Here is a 3,367-nt window from a genome sequence, read left to right on the forward strand (position 1 = left end):
CGTTTCAGTAAACACTGAAATACGTATTTGCTGTTTTGCGTAAATACGTATTTGCGTATTTACGTGCGGGGAGCTGAAAAGATCACCCCTCACCAGGTACCCCCGCGCTTGCGACTTCAAATGAGCAAAACCGAAGGTGCGTATTTCAGTAAATACGTAAATACGTATTTACGTAGCGAAAGGTGAAGGGTTACCCGCACTTGCGATTTTTCCGTAAATACTGAACGCCGTATTTCAGTAAATACGTAATTGAGTATTTACGTCGGGGGAGTGTGAGGGGGTCACCCCTCACCGGCCGGCCTGGTGGGCCAGCCGGTGGTTGTGGCTAGATGTTGTCGAGCATGCTGACGATTGTGGGGAAGGGGGACAGGCTTTCGACGAGGGTGTCGACGGTGCCGTCGTCGGGCCTCTGCGCGAGTGCCTTCTGGATCCTCGCGAGTTGGGGATCGGTGAGGCCGATGGTTTCGCCGTCGGGGGTGACGCTGACGGCGATGGCGGTGCCGAAGATGACGGTGGGGCGGCCGAGCAGGTGGGCGAGGACGGTTGCGGGTAGGTTCAGGGGTGAACCGTTGATGAGTCCTTCGTCGTCGACGAACAGGTCGATGTTGTCGGCTAGACCAACGACGTCGAACATGGAGCAGCCGATGGCCGCGGCGATGTCTGCCCCGGTGCTGCCCGCGGTCAGGTTCAGGGTCGTGATCGTCTCGGTCGGGTTGATGATGAGACTGCGGATGATGGTCATGGTCTTCTTCTCTCTCCTCGAACAACTTGTTTTTTTGCCTTCCGGCGAGAGAAATCGATAGTGACCGTGAGCGGCGTAGTGCAGGGTCGTGGAATACCGGAGCGCAGTGAGGATATGCCGCGAAAGCCCGAAACGAAGCCGCGGAGGGAGCTACGATGACCGGCCGGAATGGTCAAAAAGCACCAACAAAACAGCGCCGCACAGCGGCTCCGCCCTGGCATGGGTGACGGCGGCCGCGCCGCCGTTCCATGGTTTTTGTTCTGGGTGGGGGAGTGTGAGGGGCGCGTGGCCCCTCACGGCCGGCCCGGGTGGCCGGCCGCAGTGCCTGGGTTATTCGGGTCGTTGGTGCTGCTGGATCTCCGCGTACGGGGCGGTGTCGGTCCAGGTGTAGCCGGTGGTGACACTGACGGTCTTCGGGTTGGCGCGGACGACGTCGCGCCATTGGCCGCGAATCTTCACCCGGTCACCCTTCCTCACGGTGGTGCGGTCGTAGCCGGTGGCCGTGCCGCCCTCGATCTGGGCGGCGCGCACGGCCTCCCAGTGGGCGATCTGGTCGCGCTTCTCGGCCAGGTGCGGTGCGAGGTGCTCCGCTCGGGCCTGCTGCTGGGCGTCGGTGGCGTCGACGTATCCGCGCACATCGTCAGAGCACGGGGCGATGATGCGTCGTTCCAGCTTTCGAAGCTCGGCCCCCAGCGTTTCGATGCGGTTGAAGACGGTGACGGGGGAGTAGCGGGCGTCAGTCGTGTGCGTGGCAGCGTCCGCGCGGGCCTGGGCCTGCTGGGCGTCGGCCGTCGCGTCCAGGGCGGTCCGGGTGGCGCGGTCGGCCTTGGCTATGGCGTTGCGGTGCCGGGTTTCGGAGTGGTGACCGATTTTGATCGGTTCGCCGCCGTCGGGCAGCCGCCGCAGGGCGGCGTGTTCGCGGTCCCACGCGGCCGTTTCGACGGCGCTCTTCCGGTCCGCTTTGTCCTCAAGCGCGTCGACCCGGTCGGCTTGGCGCTGCATCTTCCCGGCCTCAACCTCAACGGTGGGGCGGTGACTGCTGTCGATGCTGGTGCTGACGGTGAACCCTGCCGCCTGCAGGGCACTGGTGGTGCGCTCGATGGTGCCGAGTTTGGGGAGCCGGTCGCGGGACTGGGGGATAAACCACGCGCTGATGCTGCGCCCCCAACGCCAGCCGTTGGCTTTGAGGACCGGCGCGGTCCCGTCGCCTTTGCTGGTGCCGTCGATCAGGGTGCCCTCCGCGTGCGTGTGGGTGATGGTGAGTGTGTTCATGATGTGTTCTCTCTCCTCGGACAACTTGTTTTTTTGCCTTCCGGCAAGAGAAATCGAAAGCGACCGGGAGCGGCGCAGTGCGCGGCTGGTCGGGGGAAATAAGGGAGCCTGCGACCGCCCCAGACCAGCCGGGAACGCAGCCGCGCAAGGGAGCTACGATGACCGGCCGGAATGGTCAAAAAGCACCAACAGACAGCGCCGCACAGCGGCTCCGTCCTGGCAGTGGTGACGGCGGGCGCGCCGCCGTTCCATGTCGTTGCGTGTGCTTGTTGGTGGTGTTCTGGTGGGGAGCGCGAGGGGAGGCCCCTCGCCGGCCAGCCCGAAGGCTGGCCGGCCCCACGCGGCTAGAGTTCGGCGGCGTCGGTCACGTCGGTGATGATGCGCGCTGCGAAATCTTTGATCAGGCGGTGGCATCCGGCACTGGCGGGGGAGGTGACCGGCCCGGGGACCGCGCCGAGCGGGCGACCCAGCGCGGCCGCGCGGCCGGCGACGTTCAACGAACCCGAACGCCACCCCGCCTCAACCACGAGCGTCGCTGCACTGCCGGCGGCGATCAGGCGGTTCCGCATCAGGAAACGCCATTTGGTCGGCGCCGCCCCACAGGCCATTTCTGACGCGACGACACCCTCGGTGGCGATCCGGGTCAGCAGTGCGTCATGTCCGGTCGGGTAGAACCGGTCAACACCTCCCGCGAGGTACGCGACGGTCTGCCCGTCGCTGGCGAGGGCGGCGAGGTGCGCCATCCCATCGATTCCATACGCGGCCCCCGACACGATCGTGCGCCCGCGCCCGACAAGCCCGGCAACGATGTCCATACACACGTGCTCCCCATACCCGGTCGCGGCCCGAGCGCCGACGACGGCGATGCTCGGCTGGGCGACCAACAGTGCCGTGTTACCTCGGGCCCAGAGAGCGTGCGGAGCGCTCAAGCCGAGGTCGGCGAATCCGGCGGGCCAGTGCGGGTGCTCCGGCGTAATCAGCACAGCACCAACGTTCGCGGCAGCCGTGAAAGCCGCCACGATGCCGCTGTCAACGACGCGGGGCAGCACCCGCTCGCGCAGGTTCGTCAGGTCCAAACCTGCGGCACTGTCCTCGTCCTGACACACAAGCGTGAGGGCGTCGGCGGCTCCGACCGCGTGGATAAGTTCTCCGGGTTGGGTGTCTCCGGGTTCTCCAACGATGGTCCAGACGGCGCGGGCGATCGCGTCGGGACTGAGGTTCTGACTGGCCAGTGCGGCAGGCGTACGGGTGAGATAGCGGATGATGGTGGATGTCGCGTTCATGGTGTTCTTCTCTCTCCTCGGACAACTTGTTTTTTTGCCTTCCGGCGAGAGAAATCGAAAGCGACCGTGA

The 3,367-nt window shown here is 65.3% G+C and carries 3 protein-coding genes; all 3 read right to left on the reverse strand.

The features are described 5' to 3' along the window. Window positions 1–325: 325 nt before the first annotated feature. The 3 genes from JF66_RS21960 to dprA all read right to left on the reverse strand — a co-directional run bounded on the left by JF66_RS21960 (window position 326) and on the right by dprA (window position 3,297). A complete protein-coding gene (locus tag JF66_RS21960; RefSeq protein WP_051973753.1) occupies window positions 326–742 on the reverse strand; it encodes a DUF3846 domain-containing protein in 417 nt (138 codons plus the stop codon). Window positions 743–1,072: 330 nt separating this feature from the next. Further along, window positions 1,073–2,014: a DUF3560 domain-containing protein gene (locus tag JF66_RS18620; RefSeq protein WP_035880349.1), complete on the reverse strand. Its 942-nt coding sequence runs from the start codon at window positions 2,012–2,014 to the stop codon at window positions 1,073–1,075. Between the two features lie 344 nt (window positions 2,015–2,358). Continuing rightward, window positions 2,359–3,297 (reverse strand): DNA-processing protein DprA, encoded by a 939-nt coding sequence (gene dprA, locus JF66_RS18625; protein WP_051973754.1) that lies wholly within the window; start codon window positions 3,295–3,297, stop codon window positions 2,359–2,361. Window positions 3,298–3,367 lie beyond the last annotated feature (70 nt).

This window comes from Cryobacterium sp. MLB-32 (assembly GCF_000738085.1).
In the GTDB taxonomy this organism is placed as follows: domain Bacteria; phylum Actinomycetota; class Actinomycetes; order Actinomycetales; family Microbacteriaceae; genus Cryobacterium.